This window comes from Mesorhizobium sp. B2-2-4, assembly GCF_006442375.1.
GTDB lineage: Bacteria > Pseudomonadota > Alphaproteobacteria > Rhizobiales > Rhizobiaceae > Mesorhizobium.
On record NZ_VFWB01000006.1, the window covers coordinates 449,335 to 470,819 of the forward strand.

A 21,485-nucleotide genomic window follows, 5' to 3' on the forward strand; every position below is an offset into this window, starting at 1 on the left:
TGACCTCCTTTTGAATGGAGCCTTCCATGGCCGTCCAGCCTGCGGACTATATCTGGCGCAAATACGAGGTCGACGGCGTTTCCGCGTCCGGCTTTCACAAGCCGAATGGGGATGACATCCGGCCCTGGGGCACCTGGGTCGAGGGCATCATCACCGCCTTCCTGTCGAATGGCGGGTTGATCTATGACACCAAGGCGCACATGGATGCCGATCTCGCCCACGGCGCCAATTCGTCGGCATGGGTTGTTGGCGATGCGACGGTCGCCAACAATGGCATCTATCGCAAGCTCGGCGCCTCCGGGGCTGGATCCTGGACGCGCGCAGCCGATCTGCCCTACAGCTTCATTGCGGCGACCGATGCCGGCGCCGGCACGGCCAACGCGATCGTGGCTACCACGAGCATCCCGTTGCCATCGGGGAACGGTGCGGCGCTCATCTCGCTCAACATCTTCGAGAACAATACCGGACTTGCGACCGTATCCTTCAACGGCGGCGCCGCGCTGACCATCAAGACCAATGCCGGCAATGACGTGCAGCCCAACTATCTTGTCGCCGGCATGATCGTTGCCGGCTACGTGTCCGGCTCGACATTCCGGCTGATTTCGGAAATCGGCACCGCCGCGGATCGGGCGGCGGCGGAAGCTGCTGCTGCCGCGGCGGCCGCGTCTGCGGCGAGCATCAACCTGCCAGCGATATCAGTGGCGGATGCCGACAAGGTTCTCATCATCAAGCCGGATGGCAGCGGCTATATCGCGGACAAGATCGCGGCGGCGAATGTTGTCGCAACCGCGACCGACCCACTCCGCATCACCATCGGCAACGTCACCAATCCGGCCCGATTCGGAACTTGGGACAAGACCGGCGTTGCTGACGGCAGCGCAGCATTCACGGCGGCGGTGGCCTCCAATAAGTTTGTCGAACTCGGCGACGGTGACTTCAAGATTTCCACCAAGGCGGTGATTGCCAACAGTCAGCGTCGGGTCATCGGCGCAGGCAAGGCCATAACGCGGCTCATAAGCTCTCACGCTTCAAACCATGTGATCGAAGTTGCTGCGGATTTGAGTGACGTAATTATCGAGGATTTGACCACGACCCGCATCGTTGCGCCTTCGGTCGGCGCGGCAGGCATCGGGGCTCTCGGAAAACTCAACACATCATGCATTCGCAGGGTATCGAGCTTCGCGAGTTATTACGGCATGTTGTTGCGCAGCACTGGGTATTCTCAACTGCAAGATATCTTCCTGTCTAATCATACTGGCGACGGGCTGAGAATCCAGAACACTGCGGCATCGGGACCATGCCAGTGGTATATCGATGGTTTGCTCAGTCAGGCGAACGACGGCATAGGCATCAAAGTTCAAGCGGTGGCCGGCCCCGCCGGTCTTCTGCTTGGGGACTGGCGTGGTATCAGGACTTTCGCGAACAGCAGTTTCGGCATCGCCCTTCAAGGGCTCGTCGGCACGCCAGTCTATGGAATGCGTCTGCATGAGAGCTTCCTGGGGACAGACGGAAACACTGAGTTGTACCTAGACACCTACGGATACGGGCACAAATGCCACGATGTCTTTATGGAGATCGCCGGGACAGGCCTTACAGGTTCGTCTCTTACAACCGCGGCATCCGGCGTCGGCTGGGGTATTTTGGGAACGGCGAATAACGATGACATCCGCGCCACGGACTGCACCATATCTGGGTGCTCGTCTGGTGGGTTCTACTCGGAAGCTACCCTCACCCGAGTTGCGACGACATTGTTCAAGTCCATGGGAACAGGCGTCAACATTGCTGATGGCGGCAAGTACCGCGAAAACGCCTGTGATTTCGTCGCTGTGACGACGCCAAGAATTTTTGTCGCCAACCCCTACAACGCGCATATCGTCGGGTCCGGGTCCAGCTTGGCCAGCACGACGGGTGCCAACCCGAATGCTACTCGCATCCCGGCAGGCGTCACTATCGGCGTGGCTACGGCAGGCGATCCGTTGGCCGGAGGCATGAATGTCGCGGCGGGTCTTTGGAAGAACAACACGGCATATGCGAACCCGTAAGAAACATTCAGGTTGTGTGTGCAATCTTCCTCGCGCTATAGAGCCACATCTTCTCAGGGGCGAGACTTTAGAAATTGCTAAAGCACATCACGATCATCTTACCCTTTCCGTATAGGGGGGGATCGCTACGGGTCACCAAAACCATAGCGCGCATGATCCGAGCGGGCAGCCAGCGTGCCGGAGAGCCCTGCAAAGTGAGGCTTGGTGTTCTCGCCGGGGTGTACGACCTGGCGGCCAATTTCACCGATGCCCTAGAGGACGGCGTCGATATTGTAGAGTTCGAGTGGTCCGATGTCTCACCAGAGGCGATCCACATCGCTAATTCTAACCAGGGCAGAACGGTGGATCTGCCGTTTGATATCTACCAGATGCCCATCGATGGCATTAAGAACTTCGCGGATTCCGATCTCTGGCTCGTTGTTTCTGATCGGACCAATAAACCGCTTGCCCCGATTCGTCCCTATGTCGTCTTTGCCACGGACTACATCCAGCGCTATGTGCCTGAGATTTTCGAAGGTAATGCGAGCGGAAGCTACGACCTGCCGTTCTTGCAGACAGTCAGGCAGGCAAATGCGGTCATCACAACGACGCCGCAAACTGCTGAAGATGTGATTTCCTATGTCGGGGTTCCCCGCAACAGGGTCCATCTGGCGCCGATGGATTTCGATCCAACGCCCCTTGCCGGGAAGGCTCCGTCAAAGAAAAAGGAAGAGGGCTACTTCGTGTGGCCCACCAACACCACCAAGCACAAGAATCATTTGCGGGCATTCGATGCTCTCGTGGAATATTACGACCTGCTTGGCGGCAAACTGCGCTTGAAGGTCATGGGGCCATTCTCGGATTATATGAACCCGGACAATGAGGACGCGCCGGACTGGTTCCAGAAGATCCCCTATATTCAGGAAATTCAGAAAAAGATCCGTTCGTCTCCATCGATCAGACGGAATGTCGAATTCGTCGGGGAGCTTTCCGACGCTGCATACGCCGCGACTGTGGCCGGCGCGTCGTTTCTTTGGCACCCGACCATTTACGACAACGGGACTTTCGCAGTCGCAGAAGCCGCATGGCTGGGGACACCTTCTCTCTCAAGCGGCTATCCGCAAATGCGGTATATCGGTGATCGGTTCGCAATTCCGATCGAGTTTTTCAATGCCCGCTCGGCGCCGAAAATGGCCGCTTCGCTGAAAGCGATGGAGCGCGCGGCCGGGCCTCTACGTGCCAAGCTACCCAGTCGAGAGGCGCTATCCAAGCACACCTGGCAGCACTACGCCTTGGACTATTGGCGTATGCTCAAGGGGATCGCGGCATGAAGAAAATGGGGATCTTTCTCGGATACACGCCGAGGCAGCTTGTGCCGCATGAGGGCATTACCAGGCTGCTCGGGTTCATCATCCGGGGCGCTGTGAATTCAGGGGAAATAGCAGTTACCGTTGCAGGGCCTGGATGGCTGAAGACTGACATCATAAACCTTCTCGATGACGCTGGGGTGCCGCCCGGGTCTGTCGATATAGTCACGACAAAAGGCGAGCCGTATCTGATAAAATTGTGGAGGATCAAAACTTGGTTTTCCCCAGGGGCGATCAAGCGGCCGGCCAAATTAAAACGAAAGCGGGTGTTCAATCTTTTGGTTGACGGGGTCACCCTCGTCGTGCGCTGGCTGTCGAATTCTTCCATTTTCGTGTTTCTGCTCGGCGTCGTTTTGCTGGCAATTCTCACTGTGATTATGGCGATGCCGGTGTTGCTTTCCGCCGTCATCGTGGCTGGCCTCTACACGGCAAAACGATTGCTGCGAAGGGTGAGGAGTGGCCGGTTCCACAGGGCCAAGAACTGGTTGCTAGTCAGGTGGGGTTACCTGCTCAATGCCGTCGGCCCGCTCGACACCGTTCGGGCAGCGGAACTAAACAGGCTGGTCAGACTGCTCAACCGGCGCCGCGACATAGACGTCTGGTATGTGCCTTCTATGTTCTGGCCGGAGACGTCAAAGCTTCAGGGCAAGGTCGTCATGGCCGCACCGGATATTGTGTTCTATGAGCACCCGGCACAGTTCATCAGCCCGTCCGATCTGAGAGCGCACCATCGAATTTCAAAGAGTATCGCTGGCGCGGATCGCCTTATCACCTACAGCGATCACGTAAAGACGACGCATATCGTCAATCGGCATGGTGTTGATCCTGATCATGTCTCGGTCATTCGCCACGGTTTCGTAGACATGGCCTCGATCGAGCGAGGAGACAAAACAAGGCAGGGCGCCTTGGACATCTTGCATCAATACATGAAGAAGAAAGAAGACAGCCTACCGAGCTATTTGAATGGCTTCAAATTCGATGATGTGAAGTTTCTTTTCTATTCGTCTCAGGTCCGGCCGCACAAGAACATCGAGAGCTTGATCTCAGTCTTTGAAAGGGTTCTCCGGGAGCACTATAGGCCGGTAAAGCTCGTGCTCACGGGCAGAGTTGGCCAGGTCCAGAGAATCCGCGACGCGATCGAGAACCGCGGCTTGCAACGGGACGTCATTTCCTTGCCCGCCGTCCCCAATCATGTCCTGGCCGCGCTGTACAGATTGTCCGCCCTTTCCGTAACACCAACCCAATTCGAGGGTGGCTTTCCGTTTACGTTCTCCGAGGCTTATTCCGTGGGAACACCATCGGTGATGAGCCGCATCCCCGTTGTGACGGAGCTTTTGCAAGACCGGAAGCTGCTCGATATCATGACTTTCGACCCGCAGGACCGGGAGGACATGCTGAGCAAAGTCCTTTGGGGTCTGGACAACAGGGAAGCACTTTTTCAGGTGCAGCGTCCGCTATTTGAAGCCCTCTCAGCTCGAACCTGGTCGAAGGTGGCCGACGAGTATTTGGACCTGATGCTTTCCGTGGGTGCGAAATGAAGGGCAGCGACAAGGCCCCCGACTATGAGCAGGTCAAGGCGGCACTGGCCGCGCACCATGAGCTGATGGTTAGCATGCAAGCAGAGTCCACGGCCATGCAGATGGTTATGACCGGCTTGTTGATGGAACTAAATAAGCGGGAAGGTGGGAAGCAGGCGATCTCTGCCGCCTTCGATTTTGCCGCCGATGTCGCGGTTACGGTCGCAAGCGGCCCGCAAAAGCACATCACTCAGAAAAATGCGCTCGCTTTGAAGATGCTGGATCACTGGCGGAAGATGTTCCAGGCTTGAAGGTGGCGAAGAGAACAGATGCTACAGCATGAACGGCATCTTCCAAACGTTGATCAGAGGTTGCGTCGTCTAGCCATAGACCCAACGCAGCAATAAGCGCGCTCTTCGCCGCCTCCATCGCCTCTGGATCTATCTTGTCTTCAGTGCCGGCCTGCCCCGGCTGCTTTATCGGATAAGCCAATTTCTCTCTCGATGTGAAACGTCAGAAATACAGCGAAGTCCGGTTATCTGCAAGCTTGCCTAATTCGCCTTCCGCAGCACGTTCAGCACCACATCGGCGTCGTTGTGATCGCCGCTTACCATCACTTCCCATAGGCCGTCGACCAGTAGGAGATGTCCGCCGTCATAGGTGTGGATTTCGCCGGCAGACGCGGCCACGTCTTCGCGCATACCCTGCCGTAGCTCCAGCCACGGTTTCGGCAGCGATATCCAATCCCCTCGGGGTTCGTCGTATCTCATCCCTGGGCCCTCCCGGGGCCGACCATAGCCAATCATCATCCCGAAAGGAAACCCCATGGTCGCTTCACGCGAAAAGGAATCGCTTGCCAAGGTGCTGGCGCACGAAGGCGGCTATGTGAACCATCCGGCCGATCCTGGCGGCCCGACCAACAAGGGCGTGACGCAGCGCGTCTATGACGGCTACCGGAAGGGCAAGGGCCTGGCGAAGCGCTCGGTCAAGAGCATCACCATGGAAGAGGTCGGCGAGATCTATGATCGCCAATACTGGGACGCGGTGAAGGGCGACCTGCTGCCCGACGGCGTCGACTACGTCGTGTTCGATGGCGGCGTGAACTCGGGGCCGGGTCGCTCGATCATGTGGCTTCAGCAGGCGCTTCGCCCGATCTATACCGGGCCGATCGACGGAGTCATGGGCGTGGGCACGCTGGCGGCGCTCAAGGCTGTCAACAACAACGACGCGTTGATCGACCGCATCTGCGATGCGCGCATGAATTTCCTTCGCCATCTCGGGACCTTCCCGACCTTCGGCAAAGGCTGGACAGCGCGTGTCGCCGAAGTGCGCGCGATCGGCAAGGCGTGGGCGACCGGTGAGAAGCCGCAGGCCGCCAACTTCATCGCCGGCGGCCAGGCAAAGGCGCTGGTCGAGGACGCCAAGGCAGCTCCATCGACCGCGCCGGCAGACTTGGCCACCGGTGGTGGCGTCGCCAGCGGCGGCCTTGCTGGCACGTTGACCGAGCTCCAGAACCAGATCTCGCCGCTCTCGTATTCGAGCGAGCTCATTGGAAAAGTCGTCGTCGCCCTGGCGTTCGCGAGTGCGCTGCTGGTTGTCGGCGGCCTTGCCTATCGCTGGTATGTCAACCGCAAGGCCAAGCACCTGGCTGAAGCGCTCGGCACGGTGCCGGCGTGACCTGGCTCATCTCCCTGGTTGCCGGTCTTGTCGGCGTTCCCCGCCCGCTGGCCGGCATCATCGTCTGGTCCACCATCGCCGTCGCGGTCTCGGGCGCTGCTCTCGGCGGCTACGCACTCATCAAGCACTGGGGCGCCGACGAGTTGCGCGCCAAGATCGAAAAGGAGAATACCGATGCGATCCACCAGGGCATTGACGCTCGCATGTCTTTTGACGAGTGCATCGACGCTGGCGGCGTGTACGACTTCGGGCGTCAGCGGTGTGATGCCGCTTCGCTCGGCCCTCGGTAGCAGCCTTGCCGGCGCGCAGGGCAAGACCATCGCCGACCAAAACAAGATCGACCGCACCATGGCGCCCGGCTGCGCGGTGAAGCTCTACACCCGTGCGGAATGCGACCTGCACACCAGGGCCAGCGCTGCGCGCCGTGCCGAACTGAAATCATAGCATTGCATCGAGGGCGGGGATGATGCCGGCATCGGGAACGAAAAGCTTGGAAATGATGATCGGCGGCCTGCTGCAAGCCACGCAGGACATGCAGCGCGACATCACCGAGATCCGGCGGGACATCAAGGATAGCGATGCCCGTGCCGCCCTCAGCTATGAGCAATCGGAACAGCGCGCCGCTGCCAGCCGCGCGAAGATGTACCAGAAGACCGACGAGCTGGTGGAGCGCGTGAGCGCCACCGAAAGCGCGGTGAGCAAGCTCAATGCCGATATGACCAGCGTCAAGCAGGTTACGGCCGAGGTGACCAGGTGGAAGCTCATGGGGCTTGGCGCCTTGGGCGTCACCGGTATCGCGGCCGGCGCCATGGCGTCGACCATCACTTACTTTTGGCACGACATCTGGCGCGTGCTTCGCGGCGGCTGACCTTCTTCCGAACTCGGCAATATGATCGCCCGTCTCGGCTCACGCCGGGGCGGGCTTTTTGCGTTTTAGCGCGGAACAAACCGGCTGTGTGCTAGGTTTTGAGCATCGGAAGCTTCGCAGCGATGACAACTCCCCAGGCTTCCACAGCCCGTCTCGCTCCACGGCAATGGCTTCGAGACGGGCTGTTTTTGCGTTCAGGCTGCTATGCCTTGATGTTCGGCGCTGGCGGCTTCACGGTCGCTTGCCATTGCAATCTCTCGACAGTCGCTACGATTGCCGCTGAGATCGCCTCGGCCTCGCCCATCAAATCGGGGCCAAAGAGGCCGTTGACCGTCTCTTCGCTTGGCAGCACGCCCGGCGGGCAGTGTTCCTCGATCGTTCGCCGGATCATCGTCAGCGCCACCCGGCAATCGTCCACTTCGATGTTCATTTTTCCCACATTCCATTTGGCTAAAATGCAACCAAAACGCCCCGCGCGCCTTGTGTAGCGGTTGGAGTAGCCAGTGCATGCGTAACGCCGGAGAGCGGCTGAAGTTCATCCCGCCCATGGAACCGGAGCTTGTTGACGTCCCGCCCGAGGGCGACGACTGGTTGCACGAGGTCAAGTTCGACGGCTACCGCACACAGGTCATCAAGGACGCCGGCGGCATCCGCCTGCTCACCAGGAGAGGGCACGACTGGACGGCGCGCTACAAGGTCCTCGCCGAAGAGGCCGCGGCGATCGAGGCCGATACCTTCATCATCGAGGGCGAGACCATCATGATCAACGAGGCCGGCCTGTCGGACTTCCATGCCTTGCAGGCTGCCGTCAGCAAGCGCACCCCCTCGCGCGACCTCTACCTCGTCGCCTTCGACCTGCTCTATCTCAACGGCCACGATCTGCGCGACATGCCGGTGGAAGACCGCCGCGAGATCCTGCATGCGATGATCCCGGCCGGGGGCCGCATCCAGTTCAGCGAGGCGCTGCCCGGAACCGGCGCTGCCGTCTATCACTTGGTGGACAAGGCGGGGCTGGAAGGCATGGTCTCGAAGCTGAAAACCAGCGTCTACCGCAGCGGCCCGACGATGAACTGGCGCAAGATCAAATGCTTCGCTGAAAAGGAGTTGGACATCATCGGGGTGCAGCGTGAGGCCGGCAAGCCGGCCATGGTGCTGATGGCTGAAAAAGGCCACTACAAAGGCGGTGCCTTCGTCACCTTCAAGGCCGACAAGCGCCAGCGCCTGTGGGATCGCGTGCAGGGCAAGGTCGGCGGGCCGGTGCCGAAGGGCCTCAAGAAGGAAAAGGCCGAATGGCTTAAGCCTGGTCTTGTCGGCCGGGTGAAATTCCTCAAGGGTGAGGAAAAGCTGCGGCATGCGAAGCTGCTGGACTACAGGGAGAGTAAATGATGGCGGTAGCCAAGAAAGACCAGGAGCGCGTCACTTACGCCTGGATGTATGGCGCCCAGGCTCAAAAGGACGGCAAGGAGCGCGCGGTGCCGGCCTATTGGCAGGAGCACGCCGACGCCTGGCTACAGGGCTATGACGGGACCCCTCTGAACGGCGGGCCGAAGCCGATCAGCGACCAGATGGAAGCAGAGATCGACGAGGCCGGCGTCGAGAAGAGCTAGATCGACTTGCCGGCGCGGATCATCGCCCGCGCAATCGCAAGCTCCGCTTCGGTCCTGGCGTTCTCTTTCTGGGTCATGTTGTCGGCCGCAATGAGCCGCTTCAACGATTTCAGGATCTCGCCACGGCTCCAGCCTGCCTCCAGCATGCAATCGACTATCGCTTGAAACCCCGGCTCCATGGCCTCCTGGCAGTCTATCGCCCGATCAGGGTATTCCTCTTGCCTCCTCGGCGGGTTGATCATGTTGCTCCTCAAAGCTGCCGAACCTTGACTGGTTCCTGTTCCGTTTCCATCTTGGTCGTTCGGAAAAATTATCAATGAGCTGGCACTGAATATGTGTGGACGTGTTTTCGTCAAGTCGACCATCCCGGACATGGTGCGGCGATTTGAATTCGCACATCCCGGCGACATCGAGCGCATGGGCAACGGCTTTCCGATCTGGAACGGCGCACCCAGCCTGTCCTACCCGATCATTATCCGGGAGGAGCTATCCACCAGTATGGCCGGCTTCGTTTCGGCCAAATGGGGCCTTGTCCCCGGTTGGGCTCGCGACGGCGGCGGCCGACCGCCACCCGTCAATGCGCGGTGTGAGACCATCGCCAGCAACGGGCTGTTTCGCAAAGCCTATGCGTCGCGGCGCTGCCTAGTGCCGATCGACGGCTATTTCGAATGGCAGAAACTCGACCCCTCCGGCAAGAAAAAGCAGCCCTACGCGATCGCCATGAAATCAGGCGATCCCTTTGCCTTGGCCGGCATATGGGAGGAATATGCAGACCGGACGACGGGAGAGCTGGTGCGAACCTTCGCTGTCGTGACCTGCGAGCCGAACGAGCTCATGGCCAGGATCCATGATCGGATGCCCGTTATCCTGGCGCCGTCTGATTATATGCGCTGGCTCGGACCAGAGCCCGATCCCCGCGACCTGATGAAACCCTATCCGTCCGAACTGATGAAGATGTGGCCGATCGACAGCAAGGTCGGCAGCCCGCGCAACAACACACCCGACATCATTGACGAGATCGGGATCGGGCCACGCGACCTGTTCGACCTCTAGAGGTAGCGATCGCCTTCGCCGCGGTGCTCGAAACAGAACCAGTGCGGCTCCTGGCGCGGCCTGGCGAAGCCGAAACCGGCATGCTTGGCGCAACCCTCGTGCTCGCAGACGTGGCCAAGGATTGGGCCGCGTTCGCGCGGCACAGCCGATTCGGGGAGGCGTATCACTTCGTCGCTCATGAGGAAAAGATTCCACGATCCGTCTTGACGATCAAGGAAAATGTTCCTTTCCTGTTCTCATGGCTCACGATCCGATCGACACGCTGGGGAAGGCGACCCGGCACAATATGCTCGTCAAGGCGGAATGCAGCTGCGGCAATGTCCGCTACTGCCGTTCAGCCGATTTGATGATGGTCTATGGCGGTGGCGTCGATCCGCTAAAGCTCAAATTCGATTGCAGCCGTTGCAAGCCGACGGTGACGATCACGCTCCTCGAGGTCCATCCCGAGCACCTGCCGAAGCGGCTGATGATCCACAAGCCCATGAAGGTCGACGGCAAGATCACCTGGCATACCGAACGGTTTCGGGGATGAGCGATCGCCTGACCGTCCGTCTTGCCTATCAACGCGGCTGGCAGGTCGTGGACGGCAGCACCGTACTGCGGACCTTCGAGACCAAGGAAGGCGCTTTTCAGTTTCTCGTCGACCGTGGCGCGCGCGTGCATCTCCATTGGCGACGGACGAAGATAGGCGGCCAGGAACCGCCATATGACTTTGATGCGGAGTTCCAGAGCGAGAGCGTCGGCCGGATCAAGAAAGAGCTTCACGGACCGTCCGCAGGGCGCTGGTTCTGGTCATGTTTCGTTGGCGGCGCCAGAGGGTCGACTGAGATCAGGGACGAAGCCGTCTTCGAGGTCGAGCGCGCCTATACCAGGATCGTCGTCAAAGCTGACTATCCGAAGTGACTGCCACAAAGCGGGCGCACCGAGGTGTGGCACTTAGCAGCGAAAACCGGCGATTGACCATGACAATTGACTCTGCCACACCCTCGGCTAATAGGATGCAAATTAACGGGACGCGAGCTCCGGGCGAGGCCTCCAATCTCCGGGCTCCCGCGCGTCAGCGCAGGGAGCTCGCCGTTCCCGTCTAAATGAACCGCGATGTGGCGCGGCAAGCGGATTGGTTGGGACATGAGCGCTGATTTCTCCGAGCTTCGCGTCAAGATGGTCGATGGCCAGATCCGCACCACCGACGTGACCAGCACGCCGCTGCTCGACGCCATGCTTTCCGTGCCCCGCGAGCTTTTCGTCGACGAACGCCAGCGCAATCTCGCCTACATCGACGAAGACATCCGCATCGCGGACGGCCCCGGCGGCGCGCGATATCTGATGGAGCCTTCGCCGCTGGCCAAGCTGATGCAACTGGCCGAGATCAGTCAGGCTGATTCGGTCCTCGATGTCGGCTGCGGCACCGGCTATGCCTCGGCCATCCTGTCGCGACTGGCGGGTTCCGTGGTGGCGCTTGAAAGTGATTCGGCGCTGGCCGAAACCGCAAAGTCGGTGCTCTCATCGCTGGGCTGCGGCAATGTGACCGTGGTCCAGGGCCCGCTGCCGCAGGGATATGCGGCCAAGGCGCCCTACGATGTCGTCTTCGTCGGCGGCAGCGTCGGCAAAGTGCCGGCGGCGCTGCTCGACCAGCTCGCCGAAGGCGGCCGCCTCGTCGCGGTCGAAGGGCAGGGCAATTCTGGCGTGGCGCGGCTTTTTTTCAAAGCAGGGGGGGTTGTAACCGGTAGACGGGCATTTAATGCGGCAATTAAGCCACTACCCGGGTTCGAACGTGAGCATGCTTTCGAATTCTGAATGATTTGGCCTTGCAGCAGAGGCTTTGTCATGGTCGCTTGCATTTGAACAATCGTTGCTGATCCCAATGGGGGCACTTTGGGCCGAGCGACAGGGAACATTCTGACACGCCGCTCCGGTTCTCTAAGGAGAAGCCGGTGCGGCGTGGTTCCCATGGAAAACGAATGAGGGTTTAATGGTGCCGTCTCTACGCAAGTCACTTTTCACCGCCGTCCTCGTTTCGGCGACCGCGCTTTCCCCGCTGGCCGCCTCGGCCGAAACCATCTCCGGCGCGCTTGCAAAGGCCTATCAATACAATTCCTCGCTGAATGCCTCACGAGCCGGCGTACGCGTCACCGACGAGAGCGTGGCCATAGCCAAGTCCGGCTGGCGCCCGACCATCACCGGGACGGCCGACACGAATTATGTGAATACCCGTGCCAGCGGCGCCAACGTCAAGACGGGGTCGGCCAGTGTGGCCATCGTCATAAACCAGAGCCTGTTCGACGGCTTCCAGACGAGAAACAATGTGGCGGCAGCCGAATCGCGGGTCAAGGCATCCGTCGAAAGCCTGCGCAACACCGAGGAGAACACGTTGTTGAGCGCGGCCACGGCCTATATGGACGTGATTCGCGACCGGCAGATCGCGGTGCTGACGGAGCAGAATCTGCAGTTCCTGACCGAGCAGGCGCGCGCCGCGCGCTCGCGGTTCGAGGTCGGCGAAGGCACGCGCACCGACGTTGCGCAGGCCGATGCGTCGCGCGCTTCCGCCGTGGCGTCGCTCAGCGCCGCCCGCGCGCAGGCGCTGGCAAGTGCGGCGAGCTATCACCAGATCGTCGGTGACGAGCCGGGCAAGCTCAGGCCTGCCTCGCCATTGGCCAGGCTGCTGCCGCCGAGCCTCGATTCGGCGATAGCCATCGCCTCGGCCGAGCATCCGGCGATCCTCGCCACCCAGCATCTGGTCGATGCGGCCGCGTTTTCGGTGAAGTCGTCCGAGGGCGCATTGCTGCCGCAGCTTTCCGCATCGGCCGGCATTTCGGAGGATTATCTGCATCGCAATCCCGACCTCCAGGGGAGCAACGGCGGTTCGACCTCGGCCAACATCGGTGCGACACTGACGATCCCGATCTATTCGGGCGGCCGCACCTCGGCGGTCGTGCGACAGAACAAGGAATCGCTTGGCGAGGCCCGCATCCAGGTCGACGTCAGCCGCGACCAGGTGCGCCAGGCCGTCGCCTCGGCGTGGTCGCAATACACCGCCGCGCAGCAGAGCGTCGCCGCCAACAGGCAGGTGATCGACGCCGCTCAACTGGCGCTGAACGGTGTCATCGAGGAACGCAATGTCGGCCAGCGCACCACGCTGGATGTGCTCAACGCGCAGGCCACCGTCATCACCGCCAAGATCAACCAGGCAAATTCCGAGCACGACGTTGTGGTGGCGAGTTATGCCATCCTGTCGGCGATCGGCCGCCTCTCGGCCGAGCGCCTTGCGCTGCAGGCGACGAAGTACAGGCCTGAAGAGCACTACAATGCCGTCAAGGACAAGTGGATCGGCCTGCGCACGCCGGATGGCCGCTAAACTCCACAGATTCGAGTAGTTCTCTCGAAGCGACCCGGCGTTCGATCGAAACGCCGGGTCGCTTCATTGTTTGCGCAACTGCGCCGGCAACCCGTCACATGCTTTCCGACGAATTGCGCTAATCTGTTGAAATCCCACATGTCCCCAGAATGGGGATTCTCGTACGGCGCTCCGTCGGTTACGCTGTCGCCATGATTCGAATCCGGCGTTTACCGGAGCGGAAGTCTGTAACAGGTCACAAGGGCGGCGGATGTGACGATGGCAACGGCAAGCAGCGCACAGCGCGAACCTTCCATGGAAGAGATACTGGCTTCCATCAGGAGGATCATCGAGGACAGCGACAGCGGCCGCAAGCAGCCGGACGATGCCGATGACTTGCGGCAGGATCTGAAGCCGGCGGCGGGCGCTGCTCCCGACGTCGATGCGTTCCGCGCCGAATTGCATGCCGCTCCCGAGGTCAGGAAGCCGGTCACGCTGGCGGAGGTGCAGGCACAGACATCGGCGGCCGAACCAACGGTCGCGCGCATGGAAGCGCCGGAGCGAACCGATCCCGTGGCACCAAGGGCGTCGATGACGCTTGCCGAGGTGAGCGCCCGGATCGCCGCCGAGCCGCTGCCCGCCGACAGGCCCGCGACGCCCGAGGCCGGCGCGGCAAGCGATGCCATCGTCGCCGATTGGCGCCGCGAGATCGCAGCGGTCGGCGAGCAGGCGAAGGCGATACCAGGCATTCGCAAGCCGGTTGTCCAGCCCGAAGCGCCGGTGGACGAGCCGATGCCGGAGCCGGCGTTCGAGCGGACCCCTTCGATCGCCGCCCCGGCGAGCACCGACGAGGCGCGCAAGGCGGCGGATGAAACGCCTGCGGCCCGTCCGGCAATCCTTTCCGAGCATACGGGCCGGCAGGTCGCCGCGGCCTTTGGCGAACTCTCCGACGCCTTTGCCAGCCGCAGCAAGAAGACATTCGACGAGATGGCCGAGGAGATGCTGCGGCCGATGCTGCAGGACTGGCTGGACAACAACCTGCCAACGCTGGTCGAGCGCCTGGTGCGCGAGGAGATCGAGCGCGTGGCGCGCGGCGCGTAATGATTTTCCCGGGTCGCCTTAGGTGGCTAGTTGGACACCGCTGCGCCTTCACCCTGGCGCAGGCACGGTAATCTCAGGATCGGCACGTCGAAGGAGGCGGTGGCCGCAATAATAGCTCCGATGATGGCGATTGCCACGACCACGCCGCTCCACGCTTCATATAGGCCCGACCCAAGCATAGAGCCCGCCAGCCTCATTGTTCGAACATATCTCGGCAGTCATTTCGGGTCTTCTCCGGGTTGGACTAGGCCCATTCGGGCCAAATAGGTTTCGAGCTTCGCGGTTCGGTCTGCATCAAGAATCGCCATCACACCGATATATCCGTCCGGCCGGATCAGCACACACTCGCCCGGTGCCAGTGCATAAGCATCGCGAAGGTGTCCCCAGGCATCGATGACATCGCCTTGCGGGCCGATGTGGTGGACATGCAGCCCCTTGAGTGGCCCAACCGTCTCTCTCCCGGCTTGATGAACAAGCAGTGTCCAATACGGCCCTTGCAGCAATTGGAACAGTCGCCATGGTTGCCCCGCCGCGCCCCTGATTTGGGCATCCGGCGCGCGGTCCCCCGCATGCGGGCCGCTGCTGCGTTCGGCCATTTCCCTGGAGAGCGGCGATTCCGGATAGGCGATATCGAGCTGGCGCACCTCGCGGCCGCGGTGCATTCCACCCTGTTTCTGGGCGTCGAGCAGCCGGGTCGAAAGGCCGAGAACCGATTCTGCGACCGGACGTCGTTCCTGCTCATAGGTGTCGAGCAGGCAATTCATCCGCGCCGTCGAGGACGGCGGCAAGTTTCCAGCCCAGATTATAGGCATCCTGCACGCTGGTGTTCAGGCCCTGGCCGCCGGTTGGCGGATGGATATGAGCTGCATCGCCAACGAGGAATACCCGATCGACCCGGTAGCGATCGGCAAGCCGGGCGTTCATCAGGTAGGCCGACGCTTAGGCGACCGAATCCACCCGCACGTCGCCGCGGCCGGTCCGCTCATTAATCAAGCGCCCCAGCTGTTCTGCTGAGAGGTCCACTTCGCCGTCCAGCGGAATGGGTGCCTGAATCTGGAAGATCGGTTCCGGCGAGCGGGCAAATCGCGACCATTCGCTCCATGTCACCGTCGTTGAACTGGTGCCACGCATCGCGGTCCAGCCCGGTCAACAGCACATCCGCCACGACCGCACGCACGCCCAGCGTCTTGCCGGGGAAATTCAAGCCGAGCGCGCCGCGCACGAAGCTGTGCCCGCCGTCCGCCCCGACAAGATAGCGTGCGCGAACGGTTTGCTCGCCATTCGGCCCCGCAAGACGTGCCATGACACCGTTCTCACCTTGCTCGAACCCAACCAACTCACATCCGTACTCGACCCTATGGCCTAGTTCTGCCAGCCGCTCTCGCATGATCCGCTCGGTGAGGAATTGCGGAATCATTAGCGCGATGGCGTAAGGCTCTGCCGGGGTCGGATCGGGGCGCTCGCCGGTGTCCTTTTCGATATAGCTGCCGTCATCGCCATACACGCGCATCGGCGGATAGACGCCGCCTGCGGCAACGACCCTGTCGAGAATGCCAAGATCTTCGAAAATCTCCTGTGTCCTCGGCTGGATGCCCTTGCCGCGCGAGCCACGGAAGGGTTCGCTCATCTTCTCAATGAGCTGGAAGGATATACCGCGCCGTGCAAGCTCGATCCCAAGCGTCAGGCCAGCCGCTCCCGCGCCGCAGATGAGCACATCTGCCGCAAAACCGTTTGTCATGTCGATCTCCTTGTGTGTAAAATGCACATAATGGAGAGTCGGAGTGGCGTCAATGAAAAACGTGAAAAATACACATATTGGGAGTCATCAGATTCGTGAACTCCACGGAGCGCTGATCGAGATTGCCAGCCTTATGAACCGGCCTCAGCGCGATGAGCAGATGGTAAAGGAGGCCGGAATTGCACTCGACCGCGCACTGTTTCCTCTGCTGGTCGGGATAGAGCGGCTTGGGCCGATCGGGATAGTGGACCTCGCCGACCGGGCTGGCCGCGATTACACCACTGTCAGCCGTCAGGTGGCGAAGCTCGAAAGCCTTGGCCTGGCCGTGCGCCGGCAGAGCGAGACAGACCGCCGCGTGAATGAGGCTGTCGTCACGCCAAAGGGCAAGGCGATGACCGACAAGATCGACGCAGCACGAGAGAGAAACGCTCGCGCCGTTTTCGAAAGCTGGGACGCACACGACATCGACGAACTCGTGCGGCTCATGCGCAAGTTCGCCGAAGCTTTGAAAGAAAAACCAGAGGACTCCAGCGCGTCCTGAGACGTCGCACTATTCCTCGTTTCGTACGACCCGAGCTGGCATTTGGGATTGGGCGGCGTAGGCGTGCAATGCCTCTCCGGCTGGAGCCGGTGACAGTGCCGACGCCACCAGGGATTGTCGCATACGGGACAGACACTATCTGAACGGTGATCCTCTTTCGTTGTGCCGGTTGCCGAGGCGGCCCCTACGGTTGACTCGGTCAAAGCCTTCCGATTTACACCGGACCAGCAAAAATCCGACAGCGCGGACCATTTTCCCATGCTTGAAAAGACCTACGACGCCAAAACCGTCGAACCGAAGATTGCCAAGGTGTGGGAAGAGGCCGACGCGTTTCGCGCCGGCGCCGGCGCCGAGGAGGGGGCCGAGGCCTTCACCATCGTCATCCCGCCGCCCAACGTCACCGGCTCGCTGCATATGGGCCACGCGCTCAACAACACGTTGCAGGATATTCTCGTTCGCTTCGAGCGCATGCGCGGCAAGAACGTGCTGTGGCAGCCGGGCATGGACCATGCCGGCATCGCCACGCAGATGGTGGTCGAGCGGCAGTTGATGGAAAAGCAGATCCATCGCCGCGACCTCACCCGTGAACAGTTCATCGAGAAAGTGTGGGAGTGGAAAGCCGAATCCGGGGGCGCGATCCTCAACCAGCTGAAGCGGCTCGGCGCCTCGGCCGACTGGTCGCGCGAACGCTTCACCATGGACGAAGGCCTGTCCAAGGCCGTGCTCGAAGTGTTCGTCACGCTCTACAAGGAAGGCCTGATCTACAAGGACAAGCGCCTTGTGAACTGGGATCCCAAGCTGCTCACCGCGATCTCCGATCTCGAGGTCGAGCAGCAGGAGGTCAACGGCAATCTCTGGCACTTCCGCTATCCCGTCGAAGGCGTGGCCTTCGATCCGGAAAACCCGAAGACCTTCATCATCGTGGCGACGACGCGCCCCGAGACGATGCTGGGCGATACGGCCGTCGCCGTGCATCCGGACGACGAGCGCTTCCGGCACCTGGTCGGCAAGAATGTCGTCCTGCCGATCGTCGGCCGCAAGATTCCCGTGGTGGCGGATGAGTATTCCGACCCCGAGAAGGGCTCTGGCGCGGTCAAGATAACGCCGGCGCATGACTTCAACGACTTCGAGGTCGGCAAGCGCCACAAGCTGCCGGCGATCAATATCCTCACCGTCGAGGCGGCGGTAAACCTCAGGGACAACGAGGATTTCCTCGCCGGGCTCGAGGTGACGCCGGAGCGCCAAGCCGTCTGGGATGAACTCAACGGCCTTGACCGCTTTGTCGCGCGCAAGAGGATCGTCGAATTGATGGAAGAAGGCGGCTTCCTCGACAAGGTCGAGCCGCATCGCCACGCCGTGCCGCATGGTGATCGCGGCGGCGTGCCGATCGAGCCGTTCCTGACCGAGCAGTGGTATGCAAACGCCGCCGAACTGGCCAAGCCGGCGATCGCCTCGGTGCGCGAGGGGCGTACCAAGATCATACCCGCGAATTGGGAAAAGACGTACTTCCAGTGGATGGAGAACATTGAACCCTGGTGCATCTCGCGCCAGCTTTGGTGGGGCCACCAGATTCCGGCATGGTATGGGCCGGACGGGCGCGTCTTCGTCGAGAAGACGGAGGAAGAGGCGCTGAGTGCCGCGATCGAATATTATCTGGCGCTCGAAGGACCCTGGAAGGCCTGGGTCGAGGACAAGCTCGAGAATTTCCAGCCGGGCGAAATCCTGACCCGTGACGAGGACGTGCTCGATACCTGGTTTTCCTCGGCGCTGTGGCCGTTCTCGACGCTGGGCTGGCCGGATGAGACGCCGGAGCTGAAAACCTACTACCAGACCGACGTGCTGGTGACCGGCTTCGACCTGATCTTCTTCTGGGTCGCGCGCATGATGATGATGGGCCTGCACTTCATGGACGAGGAGCCGTTCCACACCGTCTACATGCACGCGCTGGTGCGCGACAAGAACGGGCAGAAGATGTCGAAGTCGAAAGGCAATGTCGTCGACCCGCTCGACCTCATCGACGAATATGGCGCCGACGCGCTGCGCTTCACGCTGACGGTGATGGCGGCGCAGGGGCGTGACGTGAAGCTCGACCCGGCGCGCATTGCCGGCTACCGCAATTTCGGCACCAAGCTTTGGAACGCGACGCGCTTCGCCGAGATGAACGAAGTCGCGCGCAACGACGATTTCTGGCTGAACGACGCCAAGCTGGCGGTCAACCGCTGGATCCTGACCGAGCTGACGCGCGCCGCGCGAGAGGTCACGGACGGCATCACCTCATATCGCTTCAACGAGGCGGCGGGGGCGGCCTACCGCTTCGTCTGGAACCTGTTCTGCGACTGGTATCTGGAGCTGCTGAAGCCGGTGTTCATGGGCACGGACGAGGCGGCCAAGGCCGAAAGCCGCGCCTGCGTCGCCTTCGTGCTCGACGAAATCTACAAGCTCCTGCATCCGATGATGCCGTTCATGACCGAGGAACTTTGGGCGCAGACCGCGGGCGAGGGCAAGGAGCGCGCTTCGCTGCTTTGCCATGCCGCGTGGCCGTCGCCGGATTTCGAGGACGCTGAAGCGGCCGCCGACATCAACTGGCTGGTTGATCTCGTCTCCGGCATTCGTTCCGTGCGTTCGGAAATGAACGTGCCGCCGGCAGCCATCGCGCCGCTGATGGTGATCGGAGCCAACACGCTTACCCGCGAACGGCTGGAGCGCCACGCCGCCGCGATTAAGCGGCTGGCGCGCGTCGGCGACATCTCGCAGGTTGACGCCGCACCCAAGGGCTCGGCGCAGATCGTGCTCAACGAGGCAACGGTCTGCCTGCCGCTCGGCAGCCTGATCGATCTCGCCGCCGAGGCCGCGCGCTTGCAGAAAGAACTGGCCAAGGTGACCGAGGAGATCGCACGCCTGCACAAGAAGCTGTCGAACGAAAGATTCGTCGCCAGCGCGCCGGCCGAGATCGTGGAAGCCGAGCGTGAAAAGCTGGCCGAATACCGCGAGGCGCAGGGCAAGTTTTCGGTGGCGCTGGCCAGGGTTCGCGAAGCGGGTTGAGGGCAGATTCGGGAGACTTTAGGGCCCTCTAAAATGGGGTGGCTTTTTGCCTCGAAACCGGCATTCCGTAGCGTTAATGTTGACGTAAACGGAAGTTTTCGCCCCATTGTTGCCATAATGTAACAATGGGGCATTCGACTGCTCAAAACTGATTATTTTTGGCCTTTTTGGCCGATTTTCTCCCGTTTTTCTGAGTGAGACACGCCCGGCGAACCGTTTTTCTGCCTCGCTGCGCTGGTCTGCATTTTGTCCGGAATGCGTCCGGTGGACGTGTACATGTACGCCCCAAGAATTCGTTGTTGCACCGTTAACCCGAATTGGTTCTAGCTGGATGCACTGACTATTCGGGGAGGACATCCATGAACAATCTGCGTTTGAAAGCACTGCTGGGGGCAGGGTGCTTTTCGCTGGCTTTGCTGGGGACGGCAATGAGCTCGGCACATGCCGGCGGCCTGGAACGTGGCGGCTACGATATCGACCTGCTGTTTGATCCGGCGCCGTTCGCGACGGACGCGGAAGCGACCTATGTGATGCCGGACCGTAAGTACGAGAATGCGCGTGGTCCCGGTGGAGCCAATCTCGGCCTTGGTACCTCGGCCGACGGAGCCGAGGGCTATTGGGTACCGCGCATAGGAATGAAGGCCCAGGTTGTGCAGGGCGTCGACTGCATGGTCGATTATTCGCAGCCTTGGGGCGCGCATACCGCACCAGGTATGTGGAACGGAGCGCTTTCTAACGTCGAGACCGATATCAAGAGCAACAATTACGCCGGCACCTGTTCCTACAAGTTTGATGCTGGCAAGGGCCAGCTCCGCTTTATCGGCGGGTTGTTCTATCAGGACATTTCAGGCTTCAAGGAAAGCTTGGTCGGTTTTACTCCCCTCGGACAACCGCTGCTTGGTCGTGTCGATCTGGAGGCTAACGGTTGGGGCTGGCGCGCCGGCGTTGCCTACGAAATCCCTGATATCGCGCTCCGCGCCAGCTTGGTCTACAATTCGAAAGTCAAGCTAGACAACATTTCGGGCACACTCACCTTACCAGCTATTCTTGGAGGTTCTCGGCCGATCTATGGCGCAGAGGAGTCGATGCCGGATTCGCTGGAACTGAAACTGCAGTCCGGTATTGCGCCTGACTGGCTGGCCTTCGGCTCAATCAAGTGGGTCAACTGGAGCGTGCTGCAGAGCGTTCCGATCTGTCCAACAATTGCGCCTGGGGCGGCTTGCTTCACGAACGGCCCGGGTCAGGTGACGTCGCTCGACCTGATGTATCGTGACGGCTGGACCGTTTCAGGTGGTATCGGCCACAAGTTCAATGATCAATGGAGTGCCGCCGGTCAATTGACCTGGGATCGTGGCACCTCGCATGGCTATGGTGCGCAGACCGATACGTGGACCCTGGGCGGCGGCGTCGCCTATACGCCGCAGCCCAACATCGAAGTGCGGCTCGCTGGAGCGGTCGGCGTTTTGACCAGCGGCCACTCGGGGACATTGGCTGGTGAGAACGGCTATGTTGCAGGCGAGGATGCCAGCTATGATTTCGGGAATGATCTGATCACGGCGATCTCTGGTGGTGTGAAGATCAAGTTCTAAGTCTCTGTAAAATCAAATGAAAGGCCGGGC

General features: G+C 60.9%; 23 protein-coding genes and 1 pseudogene. 19 read left to right on the top strand and 5 right to left on the bottom strand.

From position 1 onward, the window contains the following. Positions 1 to 26: 26 nt before the first annotated feature. The 4 genes from FJ959_RS18295 (at position 27) to FJ959_RS18310 (ending at position 5,216) form a co-directional block, all read left to right on the top strand. Positions 27 to 2,042, top strand: a complete 2,016-nt coding sequence (locus FJ959_RS18295; protein ID WP_140631275.1) for a hypothetical protein — start codon at positions 27 to 29, stop codon at positions 2,040 to 2,042. Positions 2,043 to 2,236: 194 nt separating this feature from the next. Next, on the top strand, positions 2,237 to 3,352 hold the full coding sequence (locus FJ959_RS18300) for a glycosyltransferase (RefSeq protein ID WP_246678953.1): 1,116 nt from the start codon (positions 2,237 to 2,239) through the stop codon (positions 3,350 to 3,352). Beyond that, positions 3,349 to 4,926, top strand: a complete 1,578-nt coding sequence (locus FJ959_RS18305; protein WP_140631280.1) for a glycosyltransferase — start codon at positions 3,349 to 3,351, stop codon at positions 4,924 to 4,926. The genes FJ959_RS18300 and FJ959_RS18305 overlap by 4 nt, the downstream gene beginning before the upstream one ends. Next, positions 4,923 to 5,216, top strand: coding sequence for a hypothetical protein (locus FJ959_RS18310; RefSeq protein ID WP_140631282.1), 294 nt, complete (start codon positions 4,923 to 4,925; stop codon positions 5,214 to 5,216). The genes FJ959_RS18305 and FJ959_RS18310 overlap by 4 nt, the downstream gene beginning before the upstream one ends. A gap of 240 nt (positions 5,217 to 5,456) precedes the next feature. Here the strand turns inward: FJ959_RS18310 and FJ959_RS18315 are convergent, their stop codons facing one another. Continuing rightward, the gene (locus FJ959_RS18315) at positions 5,457 to 5,675 is read right to left on the bottom strand and encodes a hypothetical protein (RefSeq protein WP_140631285.1); all 219 of its coding nucleotides are present in this window, start codon (positions 5,673 to 5,675) and stop codon (positions 5,457 to 5,459) included. Positions 5,676 to 5,730: 55 nt separating this feature from the next. On the opposite strand from FJ959_RS18315, the gene FJ959_RS18320 reads away from it, so the two are divergent. The 4 genes from FJ959_RS18320 to FJ959_RS18330 are packed head-to-tail and all read left to right on the top strand — an operon-like array spanning position 5,731 to position 7,450. Next, positions 5,731 to 6,582, top strand: a complete 852-nt coding sequence (locus FJ959_RS18320) for a glycoside hydrolase family 108 protein (protein WP_140631287.1) — start codon at positions 5,731 to 5,733, stop codon at positions 6,580 to 6,582. Next, a complete protein-coding gene (locus FJ959_RS31830; RefSeq protein ID WP_140767583.1) occupies positions 6,579 to 6,872 on the top strand; it encodes a hypothetical protein in 294 nt (97 codons plus the stop codon). Before FJ959_RS18320 ends, FJ959_RS31830 begins: the two co-directional genes overlap by 4 nt. Further along, a complete protein-coding gene (locus tag FJ959_RS18325) occupies positions 6,847 to 7,026 on the top strand; it encodes a hypothetical protein (protein WP_246678954.1) in 180 nt (59 codons plus the stop codon). Before FJ959_RS31830 ends, FJ959_RS18325 begins: the two co-directional genes overlap by 26 nt. A gap of 52 nt (positions 7,027 to 7,078) precedes the next feature. Beyond that, the gene (locus FJ959_RS18330; RefSeq protein WP_224684680.1) at positions 7,079 to 7,450 is read left to right on the top strand and encodes a DUF1515 family protein; all 372 of its coding nucleotides are present in this window, start codon (positions 7,079 to 7,081) and stop codon (positions 7,448 to 7,450) included. Positions 7,451 to 7,652: 202 nt separating this feature from the next. Here FJ959_RS18330 and FJ959_RS18335 read toward each other — a convergent pair whose 3' ends face one another. Then, on the bottom strand, positions 7,653 to 7,880 hold the full coding sequence (locus FJ959_RS18335; RefSeq protein WP_140631293.1) for a hypothetical protein: 228 nt from the start codon (positions 7,878 to 7,880) through the stop codon (positions 7,653 to 7,655). A 77-nt stretch (positions 7,881 to 7,957) separates the two neighbouring features. Here FJ959_RS18335 and FJ959_RS18340 point away from each other — a divergent pair, with 77 nt between their 5' ends. Both FJ959_RS18340 and FJ959_RS18345 read left to right on the top strand, forming a co-directional pair. After that, positions 7,958 to 8,836: an ATP-dependent DNA ligase gene (locus FJ959_RS18340; RefSeq protein WP_140631296.1), complete on the top strand. Its 879-nt coding sequence runs from the start codon at positions 7,958 to 7,960 to the stop codon at positions 8,834 to 8,836. Next, positions 8,833 to 9,057: a hypothetical protein gene (locus FJ959_RS18345; RefSeq protein WP_246675740.1), complete on the top strand. Its 225-nt coding sequence runs from the start codon at positions 8,833 to 8,835 to the stop codon at positions 9,055 to 9,057. The genes FJ959_RS18340 and FJ959_RS18345 overlap by 4 nt, the downstream gene beginning before the upstream one ends. Here the strand turns inward: FJ959_RS18345 and FJ959_RS32620 are convergent. After that, positions 9,054 to 9,299, bottom strand: a complete 246-nt coding sequence (locus FJ959_RS32620) for a hypothetical protein (RefSeq protein ID WP_140631299.1) — start codon at positions 9,297 to 9,299, stop codon at positions 9,054 to 9,056. The genes FJ959_RS18345 and FJ959_RS32620 overlap by 4 nt on opposite strands. 91 nt (positions 9,300 to 9,390) lie before the next feature. On the opposite strand from FJ959_RS32620, the gene FJ959_RS18355 reads away from it, so the two are divergent. Next, positions 9,391 to 10,110 (top strand): SOS response-associated peptidase, encoded by a 720-nt coding sequence (locus FJ959_RS18355; RefSeq protein WP_140631302.1) that lies wholly within the window; start codon positions 9,391 to 9,393, stop codon positions 10,108 to 10,110. On the opposite strand, the gene FJ959_RS18360 is transcribed toward FJ959_RS18355, so the two are convergent. Next, positions 10,107 to 10,289 carry a hypothetical protein gene (locus tag FJ959_RS18360; RefSeq protein ID WP_140631303.1) on the bottom strand — a complete coding sequence of 61 codons (183 nt, stop codon included), beginning with the start codon at positions 10,287 to 10,289 and terminating at the stop codon, positions 10,107 to 10,109. The two genes, FJ959_RS18355 and FJ959_RS18360, sit on opposite strands and share 4 nt — an antisense overlap. A gap of 59 nt (positions 10,290 to 10,348) precedes the next feature. On the opposite strand from FJ959_RS18360, the gene FJ959_RS18365 reads away from it, so the two are divergent. The 5 genes from FJ959_RS18365 to FJ959_RS18385 all read left to right on the top strand — a co-directional run bounded on the left by FJ959_RS18365 (position 10,349) and on the right by FJ959_RS18385 (position 14,545). Then, complete coding sequence (locus FJ959_RS18365; protein ID WP_140631306.1) at positions 10,349 to 10,642, top strand: hypothetical protein; 294 nt, start codon at positions 10,349 to 10,351, stop codon at positions 10,640 to 10,642. Beyond that, entirely contained in the window at positions 10,639 to 11,013 is a 375-nt protein-coding gene (locus tag FJ959_RS18370) for a hypothetical protein (RefSeq protein ID WP_140631309.1), read from the top strand. Before FJ959_RS18365 ends, FJ959_RS18370 begins: the two co-directional genes overlap by 4 nt. 225 nt (positions 11,014 to 11,238) lie before the next feature. Next, complete coding sequence (locus tag FJ959_RS18375; RefSeq protein WP_140495747.1) at positions 11,239 to 11,907, top strand: protein-L-isoaspartate O-methyltransferase; 669 nt, start codon at positions 11,239 to 11,241, stop codon at positions 11,905 to 11,907. A 178-nt stretch (positions 11,908 to 12,085) separates the two neighbouring features. Beyond that, on the top strand, positions 12,086 to 13,465 hold the full coding sequence (locus FJ959_RS18380) for a TolC family outer membrane protein (RefSeq protein WP_140495878.1): 1,380 nt from the start codon (positions 12,086 to 12,088) through the stop codon (positions 13,463 to 13,465). A gap of 258 nt (positions 13,466 to 13,723) precedes the next feature. Further along, positions 13,724 to 14,545, top strand: a complete 822-nt coding sequence (locus FJ959_RS18385) for a PopZ family protein (protein WP_140631312.1) — start codon at positions 13,724 to 13,726, stop codon at positions 14,543 to 14,545. A 218-nt stretch (positions 14,546 to 14,763) separates the two neighbouring features. Here the strand turns inward: FJ959_RS18385 and FJ959_RS18390 are convergent. After that, positions 14,764 to 16,283 (bottom strand): annotated as a pseudogene (locus tag FJ959_RS18390) (FAD-dependent oxidoreductase). 43 nt (positions 16,284 to 16,326) lie between these two features. Between FJ959_RS18390 and FJ959_RS18395 the strand changes: the two are divergent. From FJ959_RS18395 to FJ959_RS18405, 3 genes are all read left to right on the top strand, one after another. Further along, the gene (locus FJ959_RS18395; protein ID WP_140495751.1) at positions 16,327 to 16,824 is read left to right on the top strand and encodes a MarR family winged helix-turn-helix transcriptional regulator; all 498 of its coding nucleotides are present in this window, start codon (positions 16,327 to 16,329) and stop codon (positions 16,822 to 16,824) included. A gap of 258 nt (positions 16,825 to 17,082) precedes the next feature. Then, complete coding sequence (locus tag FJ959_RS18400; RefSeq protein ID WP_140631314.1) at positions 17,083 to 19,866, top strand: valine--tRNA ligase; 2,784 nt, start codon at positions 17,083 to 17,085, stop codon at positions 19,864 to 19,866. Between the two features lie 359 nt (positions 19,867 to 20,225). Then, positions 20,226 to 21,455 carry an OmpP1/FadL family transporter gene (locus FJ959_RS18405; protein ID WP_140495753.1) on the top strand — a complete coding sequence of 410 codons (1,230 nt, stop codon included), beginning with the start codon at positions 20,226 to 20,228 and terminating at the stop codon, positions 21,453 to 21,455. The last annotated feature ends 30 nt before the right edge of the window (positions 21,456 to 21,485 follow it).

Excerpts from the sequence above, each read along its gene's own strand:
- FJ959_RS18295 (WP_140631275.1), top strand. The coding sequence starts at position 27 with ATGGCCGTCCAGCCTGCGGACTATATCTGGCGCAAATACGAGGTCGAC.
- FJ959_RS18305 (WP_140631280.1), top strand. The coding sequence starts at position 3,349 with ATGAAGAAAATGGGGATCTTTCTCGGATACACGCCGAGGCAGCTTGTG.
- FJ959_RS18310 (WP_140631282.1), top strand. The coding sequence starts at position 4,923 with ATGAAGGGCAGCGACAAGGCCCCCGACTATGAGCAGGTCAAGGCGGCA.
- FJ959_RS18315 (WP_140631285.1), bottom strand. The coding sequence starts at position 5,675 with ATGAGATACGACGAACCCCGAGGGGATTGGATATCGCTGCCGAAACCG.
- FJ959_RS18320 (WP_140631287.1), top strand. The coding sequence starts at position 5,731 with ATGGTCGCTTCACGCGAAAAGGAATCGCTTGCCAAGGTGCTGGCGCAC.
- FJ959_RS18325 (WP_246678954.1), top strand. The coding sequence starts at position 6,847 with ATGCCGCTTCGCTCGGCCCTCGGTAGCAGCCTTGCCGGCGCGCAGGGC.
- FJ959_RS18330 (WP_224684680.1), top strand. The coding sequence starts at position 7,079 with ATGATGATCGGCGGCCTGCTGCAAGCCACGCAGGACATGCAGCGCGAC.
- FJ959_RS18335 (WP_140631293.1), bottom strand. The coding sequence starts at position 7,880 with ATGAACATCGAAGTGGACGATTGCCGGGTGGCGCTGACGATGATCCGG.
- FJ959_RS18340 (WP_140631296.1), top strand. The coding sequence starts at position 7,958 with ATGCGTAACGCCGGAGAGCGGCTGAAGTTCATCCCGCCCATGGAACCG.
- FJ959_RS18345 (WP_246675740.1), top strand. The coding sequence starts at position 8,833 with ATGATGGCGGTAGCCAAGAAAGACCAGGAGCGCGTCACTTACGCCTGG.
- FJ959_RS32620 (WP_140631299.1), bottom strand. The coding sequence starts at position 9,299 with ATGATCAACCCGCCGAGGAGGCAAGAGGAATACCCTGATCGGGCGATA.
- FJ959_RS18355 (WP_140631302.1), top strand. The coding sequence starts at position 9,391 with ATGTGTGGACGTGTTTTCGTCAAGTCGACCATCCCGGACATGGTGCGG.
- FJ959_RS18360 (WP_140631303.1), bottom strand. The coding sequence starts at position 10,289 with ATGAGCGACGAAGTGATACGCCTCCCCGAATCGGCTGTGCCGCGCGAA.
- FJ959_RS18365 (WP_140631306.1), top strand. The coding sequence starts at position 10,349 with ATGGCTCACGATCCGATCGACACGCTGGGGAAGGCGACCCGGCACAAT.
- FJ959_RS18370 (WP_140631309.1), top strand. The coding sequence starts at position 10,639 with ATGAGCGATCGCCTGACCGTCCGTCTTGCCTATCAACGCGGCTGGCAG.
- FJ959_RS18375 (WP_140495747.1), top strand. The coding sequence starts at position 11,239 with ATGAGCGCTGATTTCTCCGAGCTTCGCGTCAAGATGGTCGATGGCCAG.
- FJ959_RS18385 (WP_140631312.1), top strand. The coding sequence starts at position 13,724 with ATGGCAACGGCAAGCAGCGCACAGCGCGAACCTTCCATGGAAGAGATA.
- FJ959_RS18400 (WP_140631314.1), top strand. The coding sequence starts at position 17,083 with ATGCTTGAAAAGACCTACGACGCCAAAACCGTCGAACCGAAGATTGCC.
- FJ959_RS18405 (WP_140495753.1), top strand. The coding sequence starts at position 20,226 with ATGAACAATCTGCGTTTGAAAGCACTGCTGGGGGCAGGGTGCTTTTCG.